General features: G+C 62.5%; 22 protein-coding genes and 1 riboswitch. Of the genes, 10 read left to right on the forward strand and 12 right to left on the reverse strand.

Annotation, left to right across the window (positions count from 1 at the left end):
• Positions 1 to 25 precede the first annotated feature (25 nt).
• The 5 genes from FFS37_RS31445 (at position 26) to FFS37_RS31465 (ending at position 4973) form a co-directional block, all read left to right on the forward strand.
• Positions 26 to 697: a hypothetical protein gene (locus FFS37_RS31445; protein ID WP_137934842.1), complete on the forward strand. Its 672-nt coding sequence runs from the start codon at positions 26 to 28 to the stop codon at positions 695 to 697.
• A 76-nt stretch (positions 698 to 773) separates the two neighbouring features.
• Positions 774 to 2411: a major capsid protein gene (locus FFS37_RS31450; protein ID WP_137934843.1), complete on the forward strand. Its 1638-nt coding sequence runs from the start codon at positions 774 to 776 to the stop codon at positions 2409 to 2411.
• Between the two features lie 118 nt (positions 2412 to 2529).
• Positions 2530 to 3165 carry a hypothetical protein gene (locus FFS37_RS31455; protein ID WP_137934844.1) on the forward strand — a complete coding sequence of 212 codons (636 nt, stop codon included), beginning with the start codon at positions 2530 to 2532 and terminating at the stop codon, positions 3163 to 3165.
• A gap of 2 nt (positions 3166 to 3167) precedes the next feature.
• Entirely contained in the window at positions 3168 to 3761 is a 594-nt protein-coding gene (locus FFS37_RS31460) for a M15 family metallopeptidase (protein ID WP_137934845.1), read from the forward strand.
• 168 nt (positions 3762 to 3929) lie between these two features.
• Positions 3930 to 4973, forward strand: coding sequence for a rolling circle replication-associated protein (locus FFS37_RS31465; protein ID WP_137934846.1), 1044 nt, complete (start codon positions 3930 to 3932; stop codon positions 4971 to 4973).
• A gap of 754 nt (positions 4974 to 5727) precedes the next feature.
• On the opposite strand, the gene FFS37_RS31470 is transcribed toward FFS37_RS31465, so the two are convergent.
• A complete protein-coding gene (locus tag FFS37_RS31470; protein WP_137934847.1) occupies positions 5728 to 6198 on the reverse strand; it encodes a hypothetical protein in 471 nt (156 codons plus the stop codon).
• 176 nt (positions 6199 to 6374) lie between these two features.
• Between FFS37_RS31470 and FFS37_RS31475 the strand changes: the two genes are divergently transcribed.
• On the forward strand, positions 6375 to 7124 hold the full coding sequence (locus tag FFS37_RS31475) for a hypothetical protein (RefSeq protein ID WP_137934848.1): 750 nt from the start codon (positions 6375 to 6377) through the stop codon (positions 7122 to 7124).
• A gap of 241 nt (positions 7125 to 7365) precedes the next feature.
• Here FFS37_RS31475 and FFS37_RS31480 read toward each other — a convergent pair whose 3' ends face one another.
• The 6 genes from FFS37_RS31480 to FFS37_RS31505 form a co-directional block, all read right to left on the reverse strand.
• On the reverse strand, positions 7366 to 8247 hold the full coding sequence (locus FFS37_RS31480) for an aldose 1-epimerase family protein (protein WP_137934849.1): 882 nt from the start codon (positions 8245 to 8247) through the stop codon (positions 7366 to 7368).
• Between the two features lie 193 nt (positions 8248 to 8440).
• Positions 8441 to 13660, reverse strand: coding sequence for an Ig-like domain repeat protein (locus FFS37_RS31485; RefSeq protein ID WP_137934850.1), 5220 nt, complete (start codon positions 13658 to 13660; stop codon positions 8441 to 8443).
• A gap of 343 nt (positions 13661 to 14003) precedes the next feature.
• On the reverse strand, positions 14004 to 14720 hold the full coding sequence (locus tag FFS37_RS31490; RefSeq protein WP_137934851.1) for a Bax inhibitor-1/YccA family protein: 717 nt from the start codon (positions 14718 to 14720) through the stop codon (positions 14004 to 14006).
• A 23-nt stretch (positions 14721 to 14743) separates the two neighbouring features.
• Positions 14744 to 15517 (reverse strand): anti-sigma factor family protein, encoded by a 774-nt coding sequence (locus FFS37_RS31495; protein WP_137934852.1) that lies wholly within the window; start codon positions 15515 to 15517, stop codon positions 14744 to 14746.
• A complete protein-coding gene (locus FFS37_RS31500; protein WP_408631463.1) occupies positions 15517 to 16047 on the reverse strand; it encodes a sigma-70 family RNA polymerase sigma factor in 531 nt (176 codons plus the stop codon). Before FFS37_RS31500 ends, FFS37_RS31495 begins: the two co-directional genes overlap by 1 nt.
• 46 nt (positions 16048 to 16093) lie before the next feature.
• The gene (locus FFS37_RS31505) at positions 16094 to 16696 is read right to left on the reverse strand and encodes a histidine phosphatase family protein (protein ID WP_137934854.1); all 603 of its coding nucleotides are present in this window, start codon (positions 16694 to 16696) and stop codon (positions 16094 to 16096) included.
• Positions 16697 to 16820: 124 nt separating this feature from the next.
• Positions 16821 to 16905, forward strand: a riboswitch (adenosylcobalamin (AdoCbl) riboswitch).
• 42 nt (positions 16906 to 16947) lie between these two features.
• Here FFS37_RS31505 and FFS37_RS31510 point away from each other — a divergent pair.
• The 4 genes from FFS37_RS31510 (at position 16948) to mazG (ending at position 20225) form a co-directional block, all read left to right on the forward strand.
• Positions 16948 to 17157: a CbtB domain-containing protein gene (locus tag FFS37_RS31510; RefSeq protein ID WP_137934855.1), complete on the forward strand. Its 210-nt coding sequence runs from the start codon at positions 16948 to 16950 to the stop codon at positions 17155 to 17157.
• Positions 17158 to 17262: 105 nt separating this feature from the next.
• Positions 17263 to 18003 carry a CbtA family protein gene (locus FFS37_RS31515; RefSeq protein WP_137934856.1) on the forward strand — a complete coding sequence of 247 codons (741 nt, stop codon included), beginning with the start codon at positions 17263 to 17265 and terminating at the stop codon, positions 18001 to 18003.
• A gap of 129 nt (positions 18004 to 18132) precedes the next feature.
• Positions 18133 to 19317 (forward strand): amino acid aminotransferase, encoded by a 1185-nt coding sequence (locus FFS37_RS31520; protein WP_137934857.1) that lies wholly within the window; start codon positions 18133 to 18135, stop codon positions 19315 to 19317.
• A gap of 83 nt (positions 19318 to 19400) precedes the next feature.
• A complete protein-coding gene (gene mazG / locus FFS37_RS31525; RefSeq protein ID WP_137934858.1) occupies positions 19401 to 20225 on the forward strand; it encodes a nucleoside triphosphate pyrophosphohydrolase in 825 nt (274 codons plus the stop codon).
• Between the two features lie 54 nt (positions 20226 to 20279).
• Here mazG and hflX read toward each other — a convergent pair whose 3' ends face one another.
• From hflX to FFS37_RS31550, 5 genes are all read right to left on the reverse strand, one after another.
• Positions 20280 to 21671 (reverse strand): GTPase HflX, encoded by a 1392-nt coding sequence (hflX, locus tag FFS37_RS31530; protein ID WP_137934859.1) that lies wholly within the window; start codon positions 21669 to 21671, stop codon positions 20280 to 20282.
• Positions 21672 to 21917 carry an RNA chaperone Hfq gene (gene hfq / locus FFS37_RS31535; protein WP_006202172.1) on the reverse strand — a complete coding sequence of 82 codons (246 nt, stop codon included), beginning with the start codon at positions 21915 to 21917 and terminating at the stop codon, positions 21672 to 21674.
• A gap of 145 nt (positions 21918 to 22062) precedes the next feature.
• Positions 22063 to 22926: a D-amino-acid transaminase gene (locus FFS37_RS31540; protein ID WP_137934861.1), complete on the reverse strand. Its 864-nt coding sequence runs from the start codon at positions 22924 to 22926 to the stop codon at positions 22063 to 22065.
• Positions 22927 to 23008: 82 nt separating this feature from the next.
• Entirely contained in the window at positions 23009 to 24370 is a 1362-nt protein-coding gene (ntrX, locus tag FFS37_RS31545; RefSeq protein ID WP_137934862.1) for a nitrogen assimilation response regulator NtrX, read from the reverse strand.
• The coding region (locus FFS37_RS31550) for a sensor histidine kinase (RefSeq protein ID WP_137934863.1) at positions 24360 to 25580 on the reverse strand (1221 nt) is incomplete at its 5' end. The genes ntrX and FFS37_RS31550, both read right to left, overlap by 11 nt.

The raw sequence follows: 25580 nt of genomic DNA on the forward strand, positions 1-25580 counted from the left end.
TGATGACAAGGAAACGACTAGCCATGTGGACTATGCCCGCATGGTCAGGGACGCGGAAGCGGCTGGGTTCAATCCCCTGACCGCTATCCGCAATGGCGGCTCTGCTGGCTTCACGTCCACGTCTACGCCGGGTCTGTCGTCTGGCGAGTTCTTGGCGGACGCTCTCAAGGGCGTCGGCCAGATCGTATCCAGCTATGACCCCATGGCGAAAGCCACTGCTGATCTTGAATACAAGATCAAGCAGGAGACGCTTCGAAACCTTCAGGCCGATACGGCTCAAAGGCTGCGGGCGTCTGTCGGTGGCGTTCCCGTCTCGCGGGGTTCCACAACCGTGACGTCTCCGGGCGGCATGCATCACGCTTCCGCGGGTGCGCCGATGACCCCTAAAGTCAATCAGCCGGAGGTGGTTAATCCGTATCCGAAGGATACCGGGTTGAACGTCGATCCTAATGTGCCGAACGCCGATGCGTATGAGGCTCGGTACGGCGACAGCGAAATAGGGTCGATGGCGGCGGGTGCCTATGTCTTTCTCCGGGACATGGACAAAAATTACCCCGTGCCTCTGCCGGGATTTGCTGGAAACCAGTGGGCTATCCCCCCTCTCCGCACCGGCACGTACAAGCCGGTTCGTCCGACCTCCAGAAACTCGGCAGGAAAGCGGCTCTATCCATCGTCGCCGATCCTGCCTCCATCGTGAAACGTCGCTGCGGCGCTTGCATGCGCCGCCGCGCCAAAATCCGCAAACTTATCAAATCTTTGAAAGGCAAACTTAAATGAACACTCGCACCAATCCGCTGCCGATTGACATTCCGCGCACCAACCGTGTTCACACGGGGCGCGGCATCACCTCCCTGCCCGCTGGCAAGATGGTTCCCATCTTCGCGGCGGGCCTGCATCGAGAGGACGCAATCGCCTCCGGGCAGATGCGGTTCTCCTTCGAATTGCAGGAAACCGTTGAAGTCCTCATGAACGCCGTCCGTGTGGACGTGAAGGCCTATATCGTGCCCATGCTCGCCTTCGATCGTTTTCAGGGCAGCATGGATATGCTGAATCGCTCGTTCGAAGGCATGCCGCCCTTGGAAAGCGGTGGCACGGTCATTCCGTTCATCGAAACCATGGCCGGGCCGGCCTACAAGACGAACGACATTCTTACCTATCTCGGCCTGCACTATCGGACCGGCGTCCAGATCAACACGGCCTATATCGAGGCCTACAATCAGATTTGGAATTACCGGGCTACCAACCGGTCCAAATCGCTGGCGCTGCGAACGCGCCTCCAGGCGAATCTTGCGCCGGCCTTCTGGAACCACGAAATGTTCAAGCACGTGGTGCCTGACTTCGATCAGGCGAAGGCCGATGGCAACGTGGCGCTGAATGTCGTCAACTCGAAGCTGCCCGTTACCGGCATCTCCTACAAGGGTTCTGTGACTCCCGCCTCGGGTCTCGTCGGTAAGGAAACGGGCGGCGCTACCAAAACGTATGCCAAGGGCATGTATACCGACGCGCAGAACGGCTGGTATCTCAAGCTAACTGACGCGTCGACCACGGCGGCGAACGCTGTGCCGGAAATCTTCGCGGAAATGGCGCAGAACGGTATTACCGTCTCGCTCGCCAATATCGAGCTCGCGAAAAAAACGCAGGCCTTCGCCCGTCTGCGCGAGCAGTATGCGGGCCACTCTGACGAATTCATCGTCAACATACTTATGGACGGCATCGCCGTCCCCGATCAGGCCCTTAGGGAGCCTATGTTGATCGGTGAGGCGTCCACGATCTTCGGCTTCGGCAAGCGCTACGCGACGGATGGCGCAAACCTCACGAAGAGCGTTGCCAACGGCGCTACGTTTGTTGATCTCAACATTAGAATGCCCCGCCTGAATACGGGCGGCGTCCTGATGATCGTCGCCGAAGTCACGCCCGAGCAGCTTTTCGAACGGCAGAAAGACGCCTTTCTGCACATGTCGAACAATGAGGCTGACAGGCCGAAATTCCTGCGCGATTACCTCGACCCTGAAAAGGTCGCGGTCGTTCCCTGCGAATATGTCGATCTCGACCACGCAACGCCCAATGCAACGTTCGGCTATGCGCCGATGGGCTACCAATGGAACGTGACCGCTCCGCATATCGGCGGACGGTTCTACCGTCCCAAGGTCAACGCGGCGTTCGATGAGGATCGGCAACGCTTCTGGGCCGTCGAGACGGTCAATCCGACCCTAGGGCCGGATTTCTACCTCTGCACCAATATCCACACAAAGCCGTTCGCGGTGACCAATCAGGATATCGCGGAGGTCGTCATTCAAGGCGACCTGATTATCAACGGCAACACTCAGTTCGGCCCTGCGCTGATCGAAGCGTCTAACGATTACGCCAAGGTTCTGGCGGAAGTCGATCAGACGCGGATCGTCAAGCCGTAACTAGTCCCCTCGCCTCGCCAGTGGCTTCGGCCACTGGCGGGAATGATTTTCCAAAATCAGATCTGAAACCAGCTGACCTGGCTGGCCGAAAACACGACAAATCTGGAAGGATTTTCTAATGATCACTCTCGACACTCTCAACGATTGGTATCCGCTCGGCGGCTCCATCGTGCTGCGCGCTGGCCGCGAGGACCGTGCCCGCCTCGTGCGGCTCTACCTCAACTGTATGGAGCCTACGCCGCTGTTCATTGTCAGCTACACTGCTGGGGAAGACGGCTCGCCGGTAAAGGCCCCTGCCCGCTTCCTCTGCACGATGCCGGCCGGTCTCGAGCAACTCGAATTCTATGCGGCTGGCGATATCGAAATCGGCGCGGATCACGCTGACCGCGTCGTCTACTACCAGTCCACCGAAGGCGAAAGACACTGGTTCGACGGTGACGGCGAAAGCTTCACCATGATCCATGAGCGCGCTCCCCGTAATGAGGCGCTGGAATGGGTCCAGTTCCAGGCGGAGCAAAATCAGAAGCGGATGCAGGCGGCGCTCCGCGCTGAAATGGAAACCCAGCTTGCCGCGATCAGGAGCGAGTATGAAGGAAGAACTGGAATACATGGCGGCGAGGTTGAGGAACCTGCGAAACCTGCCAAGCGAGCCAGCAAGGCGGCTGCGAACGGCAAGAGCCAATCAGGCCCTGTCGAGCCAGCGCCATCAGGCGATAACGCTGACGAGCCGGCTGACGGCGAGGCGCAAAAGTGAGTATGGCGGATAAAATCCGCGAGGCTGTCGCGCGTCTTAACGCGCGGCAGTCCTACCGCCCTGACCATCGTATCAGGCGGGCGCCGGAGCGAGTCATTACGCCCCCCGTTACTAGTAACGAGGATCAGGAAGATGGCAGTTTGCGGCAGTCCCTTGCCGCGATTGCCGACCGGCAATTCTGCCTTGGCGTGAAGTACAGCGAGCAGCAAATGCGAGCGGATCGCGATGGGGCGCACCCGGACATTATCGAGTTCGGGCGGCTCCTCGTGAAGCGTATGCGCCGCCTCGATGTCCCCATGTTCGAAAGCACCATGTGGCGGACGATGGATGATCAACAGTCCGCCTATGTGCTGGGCCATTCCAATGCCAAGCCCGGGCAGAGTGCGCACAACTACGGGTGCGCCGTCGATGTCATCCACGGCGTCAAGGGCTGGAACCTGTCGCGGCAGGAATGGTCCATCATCGGCCATGTTGGCAAAGAGCTTGCCGCCCAACGCGGCTTCAAGCTGACTTGGGGCGGCGACTGGCAAAGGCTCTGGGACCCTGCCCATTGGGAGCTAACCGAATGGCGGTCCAACAAAATGGTCCGGGCGTAGCTGCCCGGCCAGCGCTCCATTCAAAGTGGGCTGTAGCTGGCCGGGCTTCTGCTCGGACCAAAGGCGCGCGCGTGTATATCTCTCATGTATACACGCGCGCGCGTAATGCGCGGTTCCTTGTCCCCATGTGCAATTAGTGACACCAAACAACTCAGGAAGAGTCAAAGAATGTGCAAAGCACCACAAACACTTGCTGACGGAACGGTTGTTGGGTGTCGCAATTGCTCGCAATGCTTCGGGCGCTCCGTCGATGACTGGACAGGCCGTTGCATTGCGGAAAGTAAGTTCGCCAAGGCTCCGTTTTTTATCTCCCTGACCTATGGGCGGGAGCTTGACGAAAACGATGTGCAGGCCGGTCCCTCGGACCATCTGCGCGCCGCTGTGCTGACTTACTCGGATGTCCAGAAATACTTCAAGCGCTTGCGCAAGAATGGCTACCCTGCCCGCTACTTCGCGGTAGGCGAATATGGCTCGGCCAAAGGGCGGGCGCACTGGCACATCCTCGTCTTCTGGAAGGATGCTATTCCGGCTCATAAGCCGTCAACGCGCGCCGTTCCGGTGCGCTTCATGGAAGCTCACTGGCCGCATGGCTGGTCCACATGGGAGCCGCTCGGCCTCGCTCCGGAAGACACTGCCGCCGCTGTTCGGTACGTCTGTAAGTACCTCAACAAAGAGCTAGGCGGCGCAGAACGACAAGCGCTCTGCCGCATGTCCAAAAAGCCGCTCCTTGGCGCTGCATGGCTCCATGAGCGCGCACGGCTTCATGTCAGCCAGGGCATTTCTCCGAAAGACCTGTTCTATAGCTTCCCGGACCTGACTGCGCGGGACGGTAGTCCCAAGCGCTTCATGCTTCGTCCGGGGTCTGCTGCTGCTGACCTGTTCTGCCAGTCCTTTAACGACCAATGGGCGGCGGCCTACGCCTGTACGCCCCTCTACGCTCGGCGTGTGGTCGTCCGCAAAACCCAAGGGGAGGAAATCCCTGTGGAAGAAAGCCAGATTGTTGGCTTCAAGGGCGATGGTCGCCCGCCCCCTCCGTCCGATCTCATGGATGAGTACGGCGATAGGGTTCTCAAGCTCTACGAAGGGAAAGTCGAATGGCTTCTAAAGGACGCAAAAAAACTGGAAGAGTACCGCGACCGCATCCGGGCAAAGTACTGGAATCCGGTGTACGGCGCGGGGTTCAATCTCTACCCGCCGCATTTGCAAGGGTAGCCCCCTCTTCCTCTCCCAAGCCCAAGGCCACGCCCCTGCCCGCGCGCAATATCCTGCGCGAGGAAATGGCAAGGCGTATGGCTGTAGGGCGTGCGGAGCACGCCAAGCGCGTTAGCGCTGGCTTCTTAGCACCTACAGAAAGTGACAAGCGCCGCGTCTCGCGGCTCAATATCTCGGCTCTGGCTCCTGCACCTGATCCGTCGCCGGGTGTAAAAAAGAAACCCGTCGATAAAATCAAATCGCGCGACGATCTACTGCGGTGCAAAAAAAGGCCTGAGCCAAAAAAAGACCGCCGTCATCTTGGTGGCGGCGGTTCATCAAAACGGTTTGTCCCGTGGTGCTAGTTAAAGGTCACATCTATCAAGCGAGCTAATCCGGGCGCCGCGACTATAAGCATGATAAATACTATCAGCTTTCTAATGTGGCGGTGTGCGTGCATCGAAAAAATACCTCTCTATTTATTTGAGTCTGCGTCATGTATCAGCATATAGTTGCTTATTATGAGTTCCGCGCCCTGCCCTATCGTGGCAAGCGCCCGTGGATTAACCGGTATCTCTATATATCCGGGCATATCCACCGGTACAAACAAATCATGCTCCACGGCCTCGGGTCGTGGGCTTTCGTTCTCGATCCGATATGGCTCTTGACTTAATGTCGCAAATCAGAACGAAACTGTGACCGTAGGATTATGGAATCATTACCAGATTCCTAATTCTATCTTATGCGACTTCCGCCCATAGCGGCAACCCATCCTTCACGCCGCCTCGAAGTCAGCTCTGGCATGCATGTACGCCGACGGGCTTGGGGCGCTTTTCATCATCGTCTTTCGCCAAGCCTCCTGCTCGGCGTTTATCAGGGCCAGTTCCCAGACGCAGGCGATGACAGGTCTTTTCACCGTATCCATGGGCTCGATGGCCGCATAGAGCTTCCTGTAGATATGCTGGCAAAGCACCGAGCCCTGTATCCACCAATGGGCAGAGATGGAGACGCCAAGCTCGCCAGGATGAATGATCACAAAGCCCATGCCGTTGTCGTGACCCTCGTCCGCTACACGCGCCAGAACGTCCTCCCGGACGAATGACTGCGCCAGTGCCTGCATCAGATCATCGACCCTTTTGCCGTGAGCCACGAGACCGTAGACTTTGAGCTTGAGACCCCCAATGTCCCATTGGCCCAGATTTGAAACACGCCGTGGATGGTAGATTTCGATTGTCGCAGGATTCATCGGGCTCACTCCAGGCACTCAGGTTTGACTTAGCCGCGACCGATCGGTCTGCGCAACCCAGACCTGCTGACGTCCGATCGGCACCCCGTTCGACTTTGGCTACCGGCCACATGGCATTGAACCGACGAAGCAACTAACATGCTGCCGCGCTGGAACAGTCTAGCTTCGGGGGGCACATGAGTATCAAGGCATCTCTCCTGTCAGGATTACTGCTCGTTGCGATAGACGCATCGTCCGCACATGGCGCCTGTTTCGATGTTTCGAAAGGCGAACCGTCACACCTCAGCGGGCACCTCTCCCATCGCATCTTCGCCGGTCCACCCAACTTCGAGGACGTTCAGAAGGGTGACACTCCGGAACCAGGCTATGTTCTCAAGCTCTCAGCGCCCATCTGCCTAACCGGCGACGAGTTCGCGGACCCGTCACGTCTGTTTGACGAGGTTCAGCTCGTGCCTGCGGATGGCATGACAATGAAGATGGCGGCGTTCCGAGACGCCGACGTCAACGTGGATGTAGTCGATCCGATGCCGTCGATGACAGGCCATCACCATCGTCCTCTGGTCGCGTGGGTGAAATCCATCTCCTCCGCGAGGGACGCGACCGCCAGCTACGGCACCGCGGCGACCACGATCGAAGCCTTCTACGCCGCTCTGCGCTCCGGGGATGGTGCGCTGGCGTCTAGCTTCGTCGTGCCTGAAAAGACATTGAAAGGCCCCTACGCGCCGCGGTCCCTTACCCGCTTCTATGGGTCGCTGGTGGAACCACTGACCCTCCTGGATATCAGACCGACCGGTGGCGGACGATTCTCGGTGAGGTATCACTTCCGCAGCAACACAATGACCTGCAATGGCGCCGCGACGGTGGCGACAGTCTCGCGAGGTGGCCGGAACTTCATCCAGTCGATTTCTGCAGAGACCGGTTGCTAGAGCATGATCCCGAAAAGTGGGAACCGGTTTTCTCGGACAAACGTCTCCGTTTGCCCGAGATCATGCTTCAACAAAGAGCTGGATCAGGATGACGTTCGTCGATTCAACGAAACATGAATCTGATCTAACACTCCCTCGCCGGTTTTGGATCCCGCATCAGGCCAGCGCGAACCGAAGCTGCGCTCTCTGCGCGGCAAAGCTGAATGTCCGCGCTCGCGGACCTTGATCCGAACGCCATGCCTCAGGGCTCCCGACCAAGGCCGATCCGGTAGCCCAGCACGCGCTTCGCGCCTGGTTCCATCAGCATCACGCCCGGCTTGTCGGCGAAGTCGCCATCGAAATCGATCGGACTGGCAATGCCATGCCAGGGCTCGATGCACAGGAATGGCGCACCGCCGGGCTTCGACCAGATGCCCAGTTCGTTGAAGCCGTGCCACGACATTTCGATCGCCGGGCCGCGCCCGGCGAAATAACGCACGCCGGTGCTGGCCGGATGATCCAGAATGACCGCGTCGTCTTCGAAAAGTCGCTCTGACAAAGCCAGCGTCCTGCCCCGGATTGGCGTGGGCTGCGCGGCCGGCAGTAGCAGGCCGTCACGCAGGCGGCGTACCGGCGCCGGTTCGTTGTCGGCGAAGGTCAGCCGATAGGCCTCCTTGGGCAATCCAGCCAGCAGCGGCCAGTTGAACGCCGGATGCGCGCCGATCGATGCCGGCATCGGCTCGTCGCCGGTGTTCGTCACCTCGAAGGTCACGTCGAGCCGACCCGCCGCAAGGCTGTAGCCGATGGCCAGGCGAAAGGCGAAGGGATAGCGGGTGCGGGTCTCGGCGTCGTCGGTCAGGACCAGCGTGCAGGAGGAAGGCCCCTGCTCCGCCCAGGCAAAACGCCTGTCGCGCGCGAAGCCATGTTGCGTCATCGGATAGGTTTGGCCTCGATGACGCAGCCGGTCGCCCTTCAGACGCCCGACGATCGGGAACAGCACCGGCGAATGACGCCGCCATTCCGGGCCGGCCTGCCACAGCAGTTCCACGTCATCGGCATCGCGCAGGGAGACCAGTTCGGCGCCCTGGGCGACGATGGTCGCCGAGATGCCGTCACCGTGAAGCGTGTGGCTGTCCTGTCCCATCCCGTCCTCGCGGCTGTCCGGTGTGGCCGACAGGCTAGCAAATGGTCAGGCGTCAACTCAAGCCGGCAGAGCAGATTGCATCTCGCATGGAACCGTGCACCGGCCGATGACCTGGCGGCAGTATCGCCGTTTTCTTCGCTACCGCGCCGGCCGGGAAGGAAGGCTGGGCAATCGCCAGCCCCTACCCCCAGTTCTAGAACTTGTTGTTCACGCCGGCCTTTGCGCCGACGGACTTCTGACCATCACCCTCGATGTTGAGCAACAGGCCGAGGTCGATCGTCCAGGCATTCTGGGTTTGCAGTGACAGGCCGGCCGAGATTGAACCGAAGGCACCGGAACCGTCGAGGCCGGAGAAGCCGCCCGTCAGCCCTAGCTTCGGCGCGAGCACCATGTCGTTCTCCAGGAGGAAAGAGCGGGCGACCTCGGCCCCGAGACTGACCCGGAACTGTTCCTCGTCGAAGCCTTCAAGGGACACCGTATCGCCGGTGGCGTTCTTGACGGAATAGTCGTCGACCCGCTCGGAGAAGTAGAGAGCCCTGAGCCTCGGGGTTAACACCGTATCCCCGTCCAACTGCCACCTTCCCGCGACCGATGTGTCGACCATCCAGCGCCTCGTGTCGAAGGAGCCGTCCCAGAAGGCCGTGTCGATGGCATTGGCCGAGCCGCCGTAGAGCAGGCTCGTATCCCAGAACACGCCCTTGCCAATTTCGAAAGAGGCATAAGGACCGGCAAGCCAGCCATTGCCGGTCAGCTTCGCATCCTCGTCCGTCGGGTCCGTCATGTGGTCGTAGTGGAAGGACAGACCGAACAGCGCCTTTTCCGAAAGCAGGTAGTCGGCGCCGAGGCTGACCATGCCGAAGCTGCCCCAGTGGTTATCGTTCTGCTCGCGATTGTGCAGCATGAACGTGCCGTCGATCCAGATGTTGAATGGCCGGGAATGGCTACCGAGGGCGCCGTCCGCATTGTCCCTGGCGGATTCCAATTGCGCCAGGCTCATGGAGAAACTGCCGGTCACGCCGGTCTCCGAAGGCGCCATGCGGGCGGTGATCGGGTCGGTGGCATCTTCCATCCGCCGCCGTTCCAGGAGGCCCGGCACCTTGATTGTCGAGGAGATCATGCTCTGGCGCGAGCGAACGAAGCCGTGCACGAGGCTGTCGATTTCCTCCGTGACTTCGGCGGCATCGTAGCCGAGCTTGTAGGTCACGGTGCCGGTGTTGGAAGTGCCGAGCGCGCTGGTCAGCGTAAAGCCCACCTTCACCGTGCCCGAATAGGTCGGGTTCGGCACAAACTTGAGATACCAGCCGAGAGGCGTTGGGCCTAGAGCGGCGAACTCGCCCATGACGATGCTCGCCGTGCCGCCATTGGCCGGCTCCACGAAAACCAGATCCGCCGATGTGAAGGGACCGCCGGTGGCACCGGCTTGCAGATTGACGTTGCCGGGTGATCCACCGGCCGACACGTCGATGCTCTTGTCGGTGACGGTGACGCCGCGTGTCTTGACATCGAGCGTATAGCTTGCGGTTCCGGTCGCGCCGTCGCCATCGCGGACTTCGATGGTGAAGCTGTAGCCCCTCACCTCCGCATCCGCATCGAGCGGACCAGTGAGTTCGCCCGACGGAAGGAGCGTCATGCCATCGGGCAGTGCGCCGGAGACGAGATCATAAGTCAGCACGCCTGCCGAGCCTGTCGCGGAAATCGGCTGGCTGTAGTCCTCGCCGGCCATGGCCTCTTTCAAGGCACCGGCTGCGGGCGAGAAAGTGAAGACCACGGCTTGCTTGACCGTGACGGTGACGGCGGCCGAGGTCGTGGCGGCATTGTCGGCGTCGCCAATGTATTCGGCGGTGATCGTGTGCGCCCCGATGCTCAACGCCGAGGTCGTATAGGTCGCGGCCGTGCCGGAGATCGTGCCTGTCCCGAGCGTGGTCGAACCATCCTTGAAGGTGACGGTTCCGCTCGGCGATGCGCCGCCGGTCAGCATCGCGGTCAAGGTCACAGAGGAGCCGAGGACCGGGTTGCTGTCGGACGCCGAGACGCCGAGCGCCGGCGTGGCCTTGCCGACCGTGACAGTGGTGGCGGCGGACGTCGCGGCGGCATTGTTGGCGTCACCGGCATATTCGGCGGTGATCGTATGCGCGCCGACGGCCAGCGCCGAGGTCGAGTAGGTCGCGGTCGTGCCGGAAATCGTGCCCGTTCCGAGCATGGTCGAACCATCCTTGAAGGTAACGATTCCGGTTGGTGAAGCGCTGCCGGTCAACTCCGCGGTCAATGTCACCGGGGAACCGAGCACCGGATTGCTGTCCGACGCCGAGACGGCGAGCGTCGGCGTGGCCTGGCCAACCGCGAAGCTCTGCTGGATCTGAGACGCCGCGTTCCAGTTGGCATCCCCTGCCTGATCGGCATTGATCCGGCAGGTGCCCGTACCGGTAAAGGTGACGGTGTTGCCCGTAAGGTCGCAACCGGTGCTGGAGCTGTCGCGCGAGTAGGACACTGTCAGACCGGCACCAGCCGGCGCGTTCGATGCGGCGCTTATCATGTAGGGCGTCCCACCCACGCTCGCGTCGGTCGGCGCGGCGGAGGTGAAACCGATTGTTTGACTGCCCTTGGCGATCGTGACCGTGATGACGGGCGTCGTCGTGGTTGCCGGCGGCCCCTGGCTGTCGGCAACCGTGACCATATAGCTGAACGTACCAGCCACGGTCGGCGTGCCCGAAACCGTGCCCGTTCCAGAATCGAGGCCTGTGCCCGGAACGAATGCGCCGGCGCGGAGCGTATAGGTATAGGGGCTGACACCGCCCGAGGCCGCATTGGTCTGGCTGTAGGGCATGCCCACCGTCAGCCCCGTCGCGGCGCCCGACGTCAGCACCAGATTGGCCGGTGTCACCGTGAAGCTCTGCACGACGTCGATTGCCGCGCCCCAGTCGTCGTCGCCTGCCTGGCTGGCGGTGATCGAGCAGAGGCCCCTGTCGACCAACGTTATCGTGGTGCCCGAAACCGTGCAGATCGTCGGCGTGGTCGAGGCGAAGCTGACCGTCAGGCCCGAACTTGCGGTGGCCGAGAGCGGCGGCGGTGTCGAAGACAGCGAGATATCGGACAGGGGGTCGAAGCTGATCGTCTGGCTGCCCAAACCGATGTCGATCCTATAGCTCTCCGTTCGGGTATAGGGGCCGCCGCTGCCCGCGGTCGAACTATCGGTTGCAGTGATGTCGAAGTCGAAGCTGCCCTTTGACGTCGGCGTGCCCGAAACCGTATCGCCCGCCAGGGTTAGGCCTGTGGGCAAGACGCCGCCGGTGCGTGCATAGGTGTAGTTCGCCGTCCCGCCGCTCGCCGTGAAGCTTTGGGAATAGCCGGTGCCGACCGTGCCGGCCGGCAGCGTTCCGGCGGCCGGTGACAGGCCGATGACCGGCGCCGCGATGCTAAGCGTAAGCGAACCGGTGGCCTGGGTGAAGGGCCCGGTGCCGACCGAACTGTCGGTCACATTGGTTGTGAAGGTGAAATTGCCGCTCGCCGCAGGCGTACCGCTGATGGTGCAATCGCTGTTGAGCTGCGTGCCCGCGGGCAGCGCGCCCGAAGCCAGCGTGGTCGAGCAGGTGTAAGGCGACGCGCCGCCACTGGTGTCGATCCGCACGCCCGAGAGCGCGGTGCCGCGCGTGCCGCTGCCGGCGAGCGTCGACGAGAGCGTGGGATTGCCGACCGGCACGGTGACCGTGGCGGGGCTGGACGTACCGCCCAGATTGGTGGCGGTGAAGGTGAAGCTGTCATTGCCGCGGAAGCGCGAGGGCGCGGTATAGGTCGCCTGGCCGTTGGAATCGACAGAGACCGAACCACCCTGGGCCGTTGTCGCCGAGCCCACCGCATAGCTGGTCGGGCTGTTGGTTACGTGACCGGCCAGGCTGACGATCATTCCCGGGGCGCCATAGGCAACTGCTGGTGCCGTGAAAGAGGATGCGACAGGAGGCGCGACATAGGTAAAGCCGGTTGACGCCGAGCCACCGGCGGTCGTTACCACCAGACTGACAGCGCCTGCGGCATGCGCCGGTGTCGTGAAGGTTATTGTCGTCGCGGTGTTGCTGGTCGGTGTCACGGATGCGCCACCCACCGTCAGCGTCGCATCGGCCAGGTTCGTGCCGGTCAGCGTCACCCCGGTGCCGCCCGCTGTCGGGCCGCTCGCCGGCGACGCCGTACCGATCGTCGGCGCCGCGACATAGGTGTAGCGATCGGCCTGGCCGGTCGCACTGGTGCCGCCGGGGGTGGTGACCGTGATATCCACCGTACCCGCCGAGCCCGAGGGAGCCGTCGCGGTGATCTGTGTATCGCTGACAATCGTGTAGCTTGCGGCGGATGACGCACCGAAGAGCACCGCGCCTGGTGTGGCCGCCGTCGAAAAGCCCGTGCCGGTGATCGTCACCATGTTGCCGCCCCCGGTCGGACCCGAGGTCGGCGAGATAGCGGTGACGGTGGGCACGGATGCGTTGACCGTGAGTTGAAAAGTCTGCGACGCGGACCCCGATCCCTGGTCCGTCACGGTGACGGTGAAGGTGGTGGTCGCCAGCGCGGCCGTCGGCGTACCGGTGATGGCCCCGGTGCCGGTGTTGAACGAAAGGCCGGCGGGCAGCGTGCCGCCGCTCAGCCCATAGCTGTAGGTTCCGCGGCCGAAAGAGGCCGTGACCGGCGTGAAGCTGACCGCCGTGCCCACCGTGCCCGTGGTTGAAGCAACGGCCTGGGTTGCATGCACACCGCAATAAATCGTCCAGGTCACGGTTCCGCCACCACTGCCGGGAACTGTACCAGAGGGTGTTACGATGCGAGCGTCCGCTGGCAAGGTATAGGATCCGCTGCCGCCAGTTGATGTGGCGGGAACGATATCGACGGCAGGACCGCTCGGCGGCAAATAGACCAGCCTGGCTTGAATCGAGGGATCGGAGACCGAGTATGCGTAATAGAGAACGGTGCCCGCTGCGTAGCTGACGGTACCGGCTGGAGCCCCAAAAGGAGCCGGGTGGGTAACGAGGCTGCCGGAGACGACGTAGGCGCCATTGTCATAATAGGCAGGATTGTCCCGGATATAGGTGCAGCCGTCGCCATCGGCCGCCCTGGCCGCAGTCGGCGCGAGAAGGATCAGCATCGCCAACAAGGCGAGCACAACCGCATGCGCCTTGCGCAGGATGTTGCCGGACAGCGAAGCAAGACCGGCCAGAAACTCCGCCGGGGCGGCCAGGACAGACAGCTTCGAGGATCGCGGCTCCGCGCCCGCACCGATTCGGTCGCTGTCGCTCGACGTGCGCGCCGGCAACGTCAGGAAGGTGGCACCGAGGATTACGAACAGGCGTTCGAGCCATTTCCCCGCCCCCGTACTTCTACGGCAACCTTGAAACAGCGCGCGGATGTTCCACGCGGCCTTGAGCCCCCTGGCCATATTCAGACTGTCCCACCCCGTAACAACCGCCCTCTATCGGCAAACGCCGCAGGTCCGGTGCAACCCCATCTTCACGACCCAGTCGGCACTTTATTGAGTCGGCGTAATCTCTAAGCCCCAACTAGAGAAGAACTACATCTTAGAGAAGAATCTATTTCGATCAAGTGAGTAATGACTCGAAACTAGACAATATAAACCCTATCTGAGCGCCCTTCCCCGGTGGCGCCTGGTTGGACCGGCAACATTTCGCATCGATGAAAAATGTGGCCGGAGGGTTTCCCCTCCAGCCACCTCTCCGTAACAAGGGCGATAGCCCACGCCCTTGCCCACAACGGAGAGTTTGTTATTCGCGCTCGCCGGTGAAATTCAGCAGCAGCTGGAAGATGTTGACGAAGTTCAGGTAGAGCGAGAACGCGCCGAAGACGGCCAGCTTCTGGCGCGACTCCGCGTCGAAATTCTCGGCATACTGCTCCTTGATCGTCTGCGTATCCCAGGCGGTCAGGCCGATGAAGACGGCGATGCCGATGACCGAGATGGCGAACTGCAGCGCGGTCGAGCCGAGGAAGATGTTGACGATGCTGGCGATCACCACGCCGATCAGGCCCATGATCAGGAACGACGAGAACTGCGTCAGGTCGCGCCTGGTCGTGTAGCCGTAGAGGCTGGTGGCGCCGAACATGGTGGCGGCGATGAAGAAGGTGCGCGCGATGCTGGTGCCGGTGAAGACCAGGAACACCGAAGCCAGCGAAAGGCCCATCACCGCGCAGAACGCCCAGAACATCGCCTGCGCGCTAGCCGCCGACATGGTCTGCATCTTGAACGAGAACAGCAGCACGAAGGCGAGCGGCGCCAGCATCACGACATATTTCAGCGGGCTGGAGAAGATCGGGACATAGAGCGCCGGTGTCGACGACACCAGGAAGGCGATGAGGCCGGTGACGACCAGGCCGAGACCCATGTAGTTGTAGACGCGCAGCATGTGCTGGCGCAGCCCCTCGTCGAAGACGGCGCCGGTTTGGGCGCCGGTGCCGGCGCGATATCCCAGATTGGGGGTATTCATCTCAATTCTCCTTGATGGATCGATCAGTAAAGCGTTCTGGCAAGCGTCTCGGCGGCCCGGTCGAGGTCGTGGACGCCGCCCTTTGCAACCACCGCGTAGGCGACCTCGCCGATCTGGAAGTAAGCCGACGAAATATCGCTCGAGGGCGCCACGGTCGGCTTGACCACGTCGAAGCTTCCGGGCCGGATGGCGAAAAGCGACACCAGGCCCATGTCCTTGGTGTCGAGCGCCATCTCGACGCTCGGACCGAAGCGCGACGGATAGATCTGCACGTCGCGCACCTTCCAGTCCTTCGGCAGCGACGGCATGACGATCGCGGTCGCGGCGCGGATTTCGCCGGCATTGTAATTCGGCGCTTCCGTCTGCGACGACATGGTTTCGCGCACCAGTGTCGTCCGGTGTGCCCGCACCGCCTCTTCCACATAGGCTGGCGGCTGCGGCGAGGCGACGACCTTGGTCACCGACATCGGGCCGACGATGCCGTTGGCCAGCCAGCCCACGCTGACGAAAGCGACAATTGCGGCGGCGCGCTGCAGCACGCCGAAGATACGACCCCGCGCAAGCCCCCTCTCCAGTCGTCGCGCGGCATCGGCCGTCGCCGGCCGCGCCATGCCCTTGGAGGCCGCCAGCGCCACACGCAACTCGTCGCGGGTCCTCAGGTCCGACATCACACGCGCCGCGGCTTCGGGACGCGCGGACAGGAAGGCCTCGACCTCGATGCGGCGGGTGACGTCGAGCTGGTCGTCGACATAGGCGTCGAAATCTGCGTCCGTAACTGGATCGACAAGGCCACTCATCAGTCGTCTCCCACGATCCTGAGATGATTCCTGCCACGCGCCGGCGCGGCCTCTTCCATCTGGCGGAGGGTCGCCCTCGCCCGGCCGATGCGCGACATCAGCGTTCCCAGCGGCACGCCTGTGGCATTGGCGGCCTGCTGATAGGAAAGCCCCTCGATGGCAACCAGATGCAGGGCCGAGCGCTGCTCTTCCGGCAGGCTGAAGAACGCGTCGCGCACCTGGGCAAGACGAACCGAATGCTCCTGCGGCGCTGGAGCGCTGCCATCGGAGAGGTATCCGGCCTGCTCGAGGCGCGCGGCCTCCGATCGGCGCGAACGCATGCGATCGATGAAGGTGTTGTGGACGATGGACAGGAGCCACGCGCGCAGGTTTCCGCCGGAGCGGAAGGTTCCACGGCGCTCATAGGCGCGCACCAGTGCGTCGTGCACCAGATCCTCGGCATCCGAGCCGTCGCGCGTCAGCGAGCGCGCGTAGCGCCGCAGCGGTCCGAGCTGGCCGACAATATCGAAGCGTGGCATCGATCGTTTCATGCCCTGTTTACGGAGCATGTGGGGATTTTAATCCCGACAACGCCAATTATTTCCGGCTGGGCCCGGTTCGGCCTCCGGAAGCGCTGGCTGGTATGCCACAGGCGCGCAACACCCACCTGCGGCCGTCGCTGCGGAAATCGGTGATGCTGAGCGGCTCGATATCGATCTTCCGACTAGCGGCAAGTGGCGCGCCCAGAACATGCAGGATCGCGGTGCGGATGACACTGGCATGCGTCAGCGCGATCGTATGGCCGCGCTCACGGATCAGATCCTCCAGCAGCCGGGATGCCCTGCCCGCGACATCCGCCAGCGCCTCGCCACCGTGCGGAGCCGCATCCGGATCCGCCATCCAGGCGGCGACGGCCTCGGGCTCGGCTTCTTGTATGCCCTCCAGACTTCTGCCGGCCCACCTGCCGAAATCCTGATCCGCCAGCAAGGGCTCCACGGATGCTTGCACCGCCAGGGCTTCGGCCGTCTGTCGGGCGCGAAGCGCCGGCGCGGTCCACACCCGGTCGGCATGCGGCAGTGTCGCGCGCATCGCAGCGGCCAGCGCCAGCGACTTCGCTTCGATCGGCTCATCCGCGGGAAACGCACCATGTTTGGTCGCCATCGTGATGCCGCTGCAGATCATCGTCAGCCGTCCGTGCATGAAGCAGTCATCCTCGCTCGTTTTTTGAAGCCCGCCCGACCTGCTTTAGGCGAACACGTTCTCGTGTTGTCGTTCACATCTCGTTGACAGCAATAATGCCGGCTGAATAGTCTCGCCAACAGTTACGGGTTTGGAAGCCGGTGAAAATCCGGCACGGTCGCGCCACTGTGACCGGCGAGTGTCTCGCCGGAAGTCAGGCCTTCTCCCGTTCATGGTTTGATCAACGGGACGCAGTATCCCAGGAGAGCCTCATGTCGAATACGACCCTTGCACCAACCTATGGTCCGCTGCCTATCCCGGTGAAGGAGCTTTTGCCGTGGGCCATTTTCGCCGGTCTGCTTTGCCTGCTGGCCATCTATTTCGTCGGCGCCGAGGAAGGCGCGACCTCGATGATCTCAGGCATGTATGTGCATGAATGGGTGCATGACGGCCGCCACCTGCTCGGCTTCCCCTGTCACTAGGCTTGCGCCATCCCGCAAGGATGGAGCCCTGATAAATTTGTCTGAAGCTTGATCGTCGTTGAAAGCCAGGGGCTTTCGCGCGTCATGACTTGGGGGATCACGAACATGGTTGGAAATCTTTTGCTTCGCGGAATGCTGGTTGGCCTGTTCGCCGGAATTCTCGCCTTCGGCTTTGCCAAGATCTATGGCGAACCGCAGGTCGACCGCGCCATCGCCTTCGAGGAAGCCACCGCGCAGGCTGCCGGCGAAGCACCGGAACCTGAACTCGTCAGCCGCCCGACACAGGCCGGCTTCGGCCTTTTGACCGGTGTGCTGGTCTATGCAACGTCGATCGGCGGGTTGTTCTCGCTGGTGTTCGCCTACACCTATGGACGCGTCAGCAGTTTTGGACCGCGCGGAACCGCAGCCCTGCTGGCGCTTGCCGGTTTCGTCGCCATCGTTCTGGTTCCGGACCTCAAATATCCGGCCAATCCTCCCTCGGTCGGCAATCCCGATACGATCGGGTCGCGGACGGAACTGTTCTTCATCATGCTCGTGATCTCCATTGCCGGGCTGACTGCGGCAGTGGCGTTGGCACGGCGGCTTTGGGCACAGCACGGCGGCTGGAACGCATCGATCATCGCCGGAGCGGCTTTTGTCGTCGTCATGGCCATCGCCATGTATGCGCTGCCTGCTATCAACGAGGTGCCGGAGAAGTTCTCGGCCGACCTTTTGTGGCGCTTCCGCGTCGCTTCGCTCGGCATCCATGTCGTTCTGTGGACGGTACTGGGCCTGGCCTTCGGTGCCGTGGTCGAGCGTAGCTTGCTCGCCAGCCGGCCCATGTCGGCTCGGACTGCCTTGCGGTAACGCGACAAAGCCGGATTCGACGAGGCGGCGTCAACCGTTGACGCCGCCTTTTGCATGGTAGCTACCAAAACCGCTGGTGCATTCCGCTCTATTTGCGTATCACTCCGCCGCGCCAACGGAACCAGTGTAATGTTCGAAGACCTGCAGCCAGCTCCCGCCGACAAGATCCTTGCCTTGATAGGCCTCTATCGCGCTGATCCGCGTCCCAACAAGGTCGACCTCGGGGTCGGCGTATACAAGGACCGCGACGGCAAAACGCCGGTCATGCGCGCGGTGCGCGAGGCCGAAAAGCGGCTGCTGAGCAACCAGGACACCAAGACCTATCTCGGTCTTGCCGGCGATACCGGCTTCAACACCGTTATGGCAAAGCTCGCCTTTGGGCCGGGCGCCGATCTGGCGCGCATTCGCGCCGCCCAGGCTCCCGGCGGTTCCGGCGCGCTGCGGCTGGTGGCGGAGTTGCTGAAGCGGACGCGCTCCGACGCGACCGTCTGGCTGTCGGATCCGACATGGCCGAACCACATGCCGGTGATGCGCGCGGCCGGCCTGCAGATCCGCGATTACCCCTATTTCGACGCGGCCACGGGTACCGTGCGCTTCGACGCTATGCTGGCGGTGCTGCGGACAGCAAGCCGCGGCGATGTGGTGCTGCTGCACGGCTGCTGTCATAACCCGACCGGCGCCAACCTGGACGCCGCGCAGTGGGAGGCGGTAACCGACCTCGTCGTCGAACGCGGCCTGCTTCCGTTCGTCGACATCGCCTATCAGGGCTTTGGCGACGGGCTCGAGGCAGATGCGCTCGGCCTTCGACTTCTGGCGGCGAAAGTTCCCGAAATGGTCGTCGCGTCGAGCTGTTCGAAGAATTTCGCCGTCTACCGCGACCGTGTCGGCGCTGCGATGATCCTGGCCAGGAACGGCGCCGAAGCCGACGTGGCGATGAGCCAGATGCTGTCGGCGGCGCGCGCCATGTATTCGATGCCGCCCGACCACGGCGCGGCCGCCGTGCGCATCGTCCTGGAAGACGACGCCCTGCGCGCGGACTGGGAGGCGGAGCTCGAAGAGATGCGGCTGCGCATGCTGAGGCTTCGCGTGGCTTTCGCCGAGGCGCTGCGGCGGCAGTCCAATTCAGACCGCTTCGACTTCGTCGCCAGTCATCGCGGCATGTTCTCGCGGCTTGGCCTGACGGAAGCGCAGGTCGAGCGGCTGCGCGCGGAGCACGGCGTCTACATGGTGGGTGACAGCCGCATCAACGTCGCCGGCCTGCCGGAAGACGGTATGGACGACCTCGCCAAGGCGATCGTCTCGGTTCTGGACTGATCCGGCCCGTTCAACTGTGGACAAGGCGCTCGCGCCTGCGGGCGGTATTGGCCGAGCGGTCTGGCGCGCGATAGCATCGCCGCATGACACCTTCGAAAGACATTTCACGCCTGGTCGAGATCATGGCGGCGCTGCGCGAGCCGAAGACCGGCTGCCCGTGGGATATCGAGCAGGATTTCTCGACCATCGCGCCCTACACGATCGAGGAGGCCTACGAAGTGGCCGACGCGATCGCGCGCGGTGATCTCGACGACCTGCGCGATGAACTCGGCGATCTCCTGCTACAGGTCGTCTACCACGCCCAGATGGCGCAGGAAGCCGACGAATTCGCCTTCGGCGACGTGGTCCAGGCCATCACGACGAAAATGATCCGCCGCCATCCCCATGTCTTCGGCGACGAGACGGCGCGCAGCGCCGGCATGGCCAAGGGCATGTGGGAAAAGATCAAGGCGCAGGAGAAGGCCGAGAAGCGGCAAGCCCGCCTGGCGCGCGGCCTCGACCCCGAAGACAATGGCAAGGGATTCCTGGACAGCGTTCCGGTCGCCCTGCCCGCCTTGACGCGTGCCCTGAAGCTCCAGGAAAAAGCCGCTCGCGTCGGCTTCGACTGGAGCGAAGCGGCCCCTATCCTCGACAAGATAGAGGAGGAGATAGGCGAACTGCGCGAGGCTCTGGCCAAGGGCCAAACCGCCGAGATCAAGGACGAGTTCGGAGACATGCTGTTCGCCGTCGTCAATCTAGGCCGTCATCTGAAGCTCGATTCGGAGGCGGCGCTCAGCGGCACCAACGAGAAATTCCGCTCGCGCTTCCACTATGTCGAGCAGGCTTTGGAAAAAGCGGGCCGAACGCTGGACGAAGCGACCCTGGATGAGATGGAAGCCCTCTGGCAGGAAGCAAAGAGCGCGAAGTAAGGTCCTTCTCGCGCTATTGCGGACGGACAACCGCCGACAGCTTTCCTGAATTGCTCAGCCGCTGTTCTTACGGCGCAAGCGGCTCTCGATCTCTTCGCGCGCGCTCGCAGTCGCCTTGAGCGATATGGTGGCGCTGCCGTCGTCATTGTCGGTGCGCGAGACGATGTCGCCATTGCGGTAAAGCCAGTCGACAAGGCCGAACTGGGCGGGTTCGATCGTCACCGTCAGATCCTCGAGCTCGCCCGCCATGCGCGTTTCAATGATCGCCTTCAGCGCATCGATCCCCTCGCCGGTCACCGCCGATACGGCGATCGGCGGCCCCTTGCTGCCGTTTGCGGCATCGGCAAGCAGCCGGCTCCTGTTGCCTTCGTCCAGCCGGTCGATCTTGTTCCAGACCTCTATCACCCGCTTGTCATCACTGGCGTCGACGCCGAGGTCGGCCAGGATGCGTTCGACATCCTCGGCCTGTGCCGCCGTATCGGGATCGGAAATGTCGCGCAGGTGAATGACGAGGTCGGCCTCGACAACCTCTTCCAGCGTGGCGCGGAAGGCCGCGATCAGGTGCGTCGGCAGGTCCGAGATGAAGCCGACCGTGTCGGAAAGAATGATCGGCGTGCCGTGCGGAAGGCGCACGCGCCGCAGCGTCGGATCGAGCGTGGCGAACAGCATGTCCTGCGCCAGCACCCCTGCACCCGTCAGCCTGTTGAACAGCGTCGATTTGCCGGCATTGGTGTAGCCGACGATCGCCACCACCGGAAACGGCACCTTCTTGCGTTTGGCCCGATGCAGGTCACGTGTGCGGCGGACTGTTTCCAGCTCGTGCTTGAGCTTGATGATCTTTTCCTGCAGCTGCCGCCGGTCGGACTCGATCTGGGTTTCACCCGGACCGCCGAGGAAGCCGGCGCCGCCACGCTGGCGCTCGAGGTGAGTCCAGCTGCGAACCAGACGCCCCTTCTGGTAGTTCAGATGAGCGAGTTCGACCTGCAGCGTGCCTTCCTTGGTGCGGGCGCGCTCGCCAAATATCTCGAGAATAAGCCCGGTGCGGTCGAGCACCTTGGCGTTGAATTCCTTTTCGAGATTGCGCTGCTGCACCGGCGTCAGCGGATGGTCGACGATGACCAGTTCAGCGTGTCCCTCTTTGACGATCTCGGCAAGCTCTTCGATCTTGCCGGTACCGAGCAATGTCGCGGGGCGCGGATCGTTGACAGTGACCACGGCCGTGTGGATCGGATCCAGGTTGATGGCGCGGGTAAGTCCGACCGCCTCGTCGTGACGCGCCTCGGCGGACCGCGTCAGGCGCGGCCGGCTGGTATCGTCCTCGACGCGCGGTTGGCGGGTAAGGACGGGCACAATGACGATAGCCCGGGTCGGACCCTTGGCTTCCGTCCCGGGGTGATGTGCTGGTTTTCCGCGAACCGTGCCGTCCGCGTCCTTCTCACGTGCCAATCAGGCGCCCTGGCTTTCCTCGCCATCGAACATCTGAACCGGCTGGCTCGGCATGATCGTGGAAATGGCGTGCTTGTAGACGAGCTGTGAGTGACCGTCACGGCGCAGCAGCACACAGAAATTGTCGAACGAAGTGACCACGCCGGTCAGCTTCACGCCGTTGATCAGGAAGATGGTGAGCGGGTTCTTGCTCTTGCGAACTGAATTCAGGAACAGGTCCTGAAGGTTTTGCGATCGTTCCGCCATTGTTCTTGTCTTTCGCCGATCCCCTTCGGTTTGCATGCCAATGCGCCAAATTGTCGGGCACATGTCAAGCGCGCAAACACCGTCTTGCCGTCAGTAACGACAAGCAGAACGAGATATATTGATGTTCATTCCACCTGTGCGGTTATCAGGCTGGACTTTTTTCCGCAATGTCAAAAAAGGCCTGCCGCAACGAAAGTGTTATTGAGCCGGGGTGTCCATTGGCGACCGGATCGCCGTCGATGGACACGACGGGCATGGCGATGGTCGTCGCCGAGCTGATGAAAGCCTCGCGCGCGGCCTTGGCCTCGGCCACGGAAAAACCGCGCTCCTCGATCTTGAGGCCGAGCTTTGCCGCCACTTCGAACATGGTCGTTCGGGTAATGCCGCGCAAAATGCCGTGATCGGCCGGCCTCGTGACCAGAACCCCGTCGCGCGTGACGATCCAGGCGTTGGAAGAGCCGCCTTCCTTGACGTTGCCGTCAGTGTCGACGAACCACGCTTCCTGTGCTCCGGCCTCCCTGGCTTTCTGTTTGGCCAACACGTTGGGCAGCAGCCCTACGCTTTTGATGTCGACCCGGTCCCAGCGTGTCTCCGGCACGGTAAGGACCGCAATGCCTGTCTCGGCCCGCTTCGTTCCAGCGGCGGGATCGGCCTTGCGCGCGGTCACCACAAGGGCCGGCTTGGTGTCGGCGGACGGAAAAACGAACTCGCGGCTGGCGACGCCACGCGTCACCTGGACGTAGACCAGGCCATTGACGACATGGTTGCGGTTGACCACCTCGCGCAGGATCAGCGGCAGTACATTGCGTGCGACCGGCCAGCGGATCGAAAGCTCGGTCAGCGAGCGGTTGAGCCGGGCCAGATGCCGCGGCATGTCGACGATGAAGCCCCGCGCCACCTCGCAGACCTCGTAGACGCCGTCGGCGAACTGATAGCCGCGATCCTCGATATGCACGGCGGCATCGGCATGAGCGATGTAGCGCCCGTTCACATAGGCAATGCGCGGCATTGGTCACCTCAGGGATTTGCTCGGGCCTGTTTATGCGATTCCGCCTTGACGGTAACGGACAATCGCGTGGGCCACCGGGCGGTCAGACGCCCAGCGACTTCAGCTTCCGGTGCAGCGCCGAGCGCTCCATGCCGATGAACTCGGCGGTCTTGGAGATGTTGCCGCCGAAGCGGTTGATCTGGGCGATCAGATAGTCCTTCTCGAACTGCTCCCGCGCCTCGCGCAGCGGCAGCGCCATGATGTGCTGGTCGGACTGATTCGGCGTTCGCGGCATGACGTCGCCGATCTCGGACGGCAGCAGGTCCGCAGTGATCGGCGAATCGACGTCATCGCCACGGGCCAGGATCATCAGCCTCTCCACATTGTTGCGCAGCTGGCGAACATTGCCCGGCCAGTTGTGTGCCTGCAGCACAGCCAGCGCATCATCGCCGATGCGGCGCGGCTTGATGCCGGCCTGGCGCGCGATCTGCTTCATGAAATTGTCGACGAGATAGGGAATATCCTCGCGCCGCTCGGCCAGTCCCGGCACCATGACCGGAACCACCGCCAGGCGGTGGTAGAGATCCTCGCGAAAACGCCCGTCGGCAATCATGGCTTCCAGGTTCTGCGAGGTCGAGGAGATGATGCGGACATCGACCTTGACCCGCTTGGTGCCCCCTACCCGCTCGAACTGCTGCTCGACCAGCACGCGCAGGATCTTGTTTTGCGTCTCGCGCGGCATGTCGGCCACTTCGTCGATATAGAGGATGCCGCGATGGGCTTCCTCCAGCGCGCCCACCTTGCGCTCGACACCGTTCGATTCCGTGCCGAACAGTTCGATCTCCATGCGTTCGGGCGTGATGTTGGCGGCGCTCAGCGTCACGAACGGTCCGCCCTTGCGCGACGACAGCGTATGGATGGCGCGCGCCGCCAGTTCCTTGCCCGAGCCGGAGGGGCCGACGATCATCACGCGGCTGTTGGTGGGCGCGACACGCTCGATGGTCTGTCGCAACTGGCTCATGGCCGACGACATGCCGATCAGGTCGAAGGTTTCACCGCTGCGTTGCTTGAGGTCGGAAACCTCGCGGCGCAATTTCGAGGTCTCGAGCGCGCGTTCTGCAATCAGGATCAGCCTGTCGGCCTTGAACGGCTTCTCGATGAAGTCATAGGCCCCGCGGCGGATGGCCGACACCGCGGTCTCGATGTTGCCGTGGCCCGAAATCATCACCACCGGCAAGGTCGGGTGCATGGTCTTGATTTCGTCGAGCAAGGCCAGGCCGTCCAGGCGCGAGCCCTGCAACCAGATGTCGAGGAATATAAGCCTCGGCGCCCGGTCGGCGATCGCCGCCAACGCGCTGTCGGCATCGAATGCCGTCCGGGTTTCGTGACCCTCGTCACTCAGGATGCCCGCGACGAGTTCACGGATGTCTTCCTCGTCATCGACAATCAGGATATCAGACGCCATTACCGACCTTTTCAGTTTCTCTTTCGTGTTCCGGCCTGCTTTCGCCGCGTGGCGCGGCTGCCGCTGGCGGCAGTATGATGCTGATCATCGCGCCGCGCCCGCCATGGAAATCCGCGGGCGCATCATGAAGTTCCAGCTTGCCGCCATGGTCCTCCACGATCTTCTTGACGATCGCCAGACCGAGCCCGGTCCCCTTCTCTCGCGTCGTCATATAGGGCTCCAGCAGCCTTTGGCGATTCTCGCGCGGCAGGCCTTTGCCATTGTCGATGACATCGATTCGAATCGCGCCATTCTGACGGCCTGCTTGAATCCGGATTATGCCGTGCAAGCCGTCTTTCTGTTCCAGTCCGTCAATGGCCTCGGCGGCATTCTTGATGACGTTGCCGAAAGCCTGCGCCATCAGGCGGCTGTCGAAAGTCCCCTTGAGCGGTTCGTTGCCGAACATCCGCTCGAAGGTGATGTCGGCACGGCTGACCTCGACCAGGAACGAGGCCTCGCGCAGAGATTCGCGCAGGTCGATCGCCTTCATCTCCGGCTTCGGCATTCGCGCGAAGGCGGAGAATTCGTCGACCATGCGGCCGATATCCTCCACCTGGCGGATGATCGTGTCCGTGCACTGGTCGAAAACCTCTCGATCCTCGGTGATGACCTTGCCGTAGCGGCGTTTTATGCGCTCGGCCGACAGCTGGATCGGCGTCAGCGGATTCTTGATCTCATGCGCAATGCGCCGCGCCACGTCGGCCCAGGCAGACGAACGTTGCGCCTGGACCAGGTCGGTGATGTCGTCGACGGTCACGACATAGGATTTTTCATCCGAACCGTCGTCGCCGCCCTCGACGGTGATCTGCACGTTGAAGGTGCGCTCCGTGCCGGCCCGGTAGAAAGTCACCTGCTCGCGGTAAACCGGCTTGCCCGACTTGCGGCCGATCTCGAAGACGCGGCCGACATGCGGCAGAATGCCAGAAAGGTTCTGTCCAAGGGCCGCCGTGGCCGAGATGGCCAGCATCGACTCGGCCGAACGGTTGACGATGGTGATCGTGCCATAGGGATCGACGCCGATGACGCCGGCGGTGACGCCGGCAAGCACGGCCTCGGAAAAGCGCCGTCGTTCGTCGATCAGGTCCTTGGCCGACAGGATCTCGTTGCGCTGCGATTTGAGCTCCAGCAGCATCTTGTTGAACGTGTCGCCAAGCGAGGCGACATCGCCGTC

This window comes from Mesorhizobium comanense (assembly GCF_005503535.1).
GTDB lineage: Bacteria > Pseudomonadota > Alphaproteobacteria > Rhizobiales > Rhizobiaceae > Mesorhizobium > Mesorhizobium comanense.